This is a genomic window from Sphingopyxis sp. (genome assembly GCF_035998965.1).
Lineage (GTDB): Bacteria > Pseudomonadota > Alphaproteobacteria > Sphingomonadales > Sphingomonadaceae > Sphingopyxis.
Genome location: NZ_DASYHE010000009.1, coordinates 1 through 2,069, shown reverse-complemented (window position 1 = coordinate 2,069; position 2,069 = coordinate 1). Strand labels below are relative to the sequence as shown.

2 protein-coding genes are annotated in these 2,069 nt (G+C 65.6%); both read left to right on the top strand.

Annotation, left to right across the window (positions count from 1 at the left end; genetic code table 11):
- Positions 1–165: 165 nt before the first annotated feature.
- The gene (locus VGN68_RS00480) at positions 166–492 is read left to right on the top strand and encodes a DUF1244 domain-containing protein (protein ID WP_327472812.1); all 327 of its coding nucleotides are present in this window, start codon (positions 166–168) and stop codon (positions 490–492) included.
- Positions 493–562: 70 nt separating this feature from the next.
- Complete coding sequence (locus VGN68_RS00475) at positions 563–1,891, top strand: amidohydrolase family protein (protein ID WP_327472810.1); 1,329 nt, start codon at positions 563–565, stop codon at positions 1,889–1,891.
- The last annotated feature ends 178 nt before the right edge of the window (positions 1,892–2,069 follow it).

The window sequence follows — 2,069 nt, the reverse complement described above, 5'->3', positions numbered from 1 at the left end:
GACCAAGCGTCGCCAGGATGCGCACCTTGCGCTGGCGGGGGGTAAAACTCTGGACCACAAATGCTCCGAACCGATAAAAAGCTGGGGCCGCTTGCGTAGGCGCGTTGCCCCCGGCAAGGCAAGCCGCGTATAGCTATTCATCCCCTCAGCAGAAGGAAATCCGCCATGTCCTGCAGCGACGATCAGGCCATTCCGAACGACGCGCTCGATACCCTCGACGATGCGGTCGCCGCCGCCGCTTTCCGCCGCCTCGTCCGGCTGCTCCAGCATCGCAGCGACGCTGCAAATATCGACCTGATGGGGCTCGCCGGTTTCTGCCGCAACTGCCTGGGCGACTGGATCGCCGAGGCGGGAAACATGGAAAAGGAAGCGGGCCGCGCGATCGTCCACGGCATGCCGACCGCGGACTGGAAAGCCCTGCATCACACCGCCGCCACCCCCGAACAGCTCGCGCGGATGGAAGCGAGCATGGCGAAGAACCCGCGTCACTGATCTTGCTCTGACCGCGCTTTGCGGACATGAGGTTGGGAAGCGCCGCTTAGGCACGGAAAATGGGGAGAATATGGCGATGCGCACGATGTTGACAGGAGCGATGCTGGGCGTCGCCTTCATGGCCAGCGGCCCGCTCGCCGCACAACCCTCCGCCACCACCTATATCCATGCCGGGCGTTTGCTCGACCAGCCCGGCCGCGACCCGCGTGGGCCATCGACGATCATCGTCCGCGACGGCAAGATTGCCGAAGTACGCGACGGATTTGCCACGCCCGAGGACGGCGCAAAGGTCGTCGACCTGAAAAACGCCTTTGTCCTGCCCGGTCTGATCGACATGCACGTCCATATCTCCAGCGACGACAATCTGCTACGCAGCCGCCTCGAAAGCTCGGGCCGCGACGTCGAGGATGTATTCGTGATCGCACAGGGGAATGCGCGCCGTACCCTCGAAGCGGGCTTTACGACCGTGCGCGATCTGGGCGGCGATGGCCGGACCACGACGACGCTGCGTGATGCGATCAACAATGGCGTGATCGTCGGCCCCACCGTCATCCCCGCCGGGACGATGATTTCGGTGACCGGCGGCCATGGCGGGGTCAACGGCCTCAACCGCACCCTGACCCATGCGGTCGCGGCCGAGCGCACCAACATCTGCGACGGACCCGATGGCTGCGCCAGCGCCGTCCGCGCCCAGATCTCGCTGGGCGCCGAGGTCATCAAATTCGCCGCCACCGGCGGGGTGCGCTCGAACGTCGCGGGCGGGCTGGGCAAGCAGATGTCCGATGCCGAAATGAAGTCGGTCGTCGACACCGCGCACAGCTTTGGCCGCAAGGTCACCGCCCATGCCCACGGCAAGGAAGGCATCGACGCCGCGCTGCGCGCCGGGGTCGATTCGATCGAACATGGCAGCTTTATCGACGATGAAACGGTCCGGCTGTTCAAGGCGTCGAACGCCGCCTTGGTGCCGACCGCGGTCGCACCGATCGCCGCACTGGCGCAGGCGCGGCGCGGCGACGCCCCGGGGCCGCAGCTGGCTAAGGCCGAGGAAGCCGCGGCCGCCCACGCCAACAGCATCGCGCGTGCGGTAAAGGGCAATGTCCGCATCCTGTTCGGCACCGACTCCGGCGTCGCGCCGCACGGCGACAACGCCAAGGAATTTGCGCTGATGGTCAAGGCCGGGATGACCCCGGCGCAGGCGATCAAGGCTGCGACCATCGACAATGCCGCCGAACTCGACCGGCCGATCGGGGCGATCCTGCCGGGGCGCGAGGCCGACATCATTGCTGTCGGCGGTGACCCGCTCGCCGACGTCACCGCGCTCGAAACGGTCGATTTTGTCATGCGCCGCGGCGTCGTCCACAAACTGGGCGGCAAGCGCCAGGCTTTTCCGCCCGAGTGACGCGACGAGCCCAAGAAAGCATGGCCAAAAATCCTCCGGGGCTTTAGGGACGCGCCAACCGCGATTCTCGCGCCGCATCATCCCAATCACCGGAGCATAAAATGAGCGAAGCCACCGTATCCGACGAACAACTGCGCCTTTTCATCGAGCGCATCGAACGGATGGAAGAAGAGAAAAA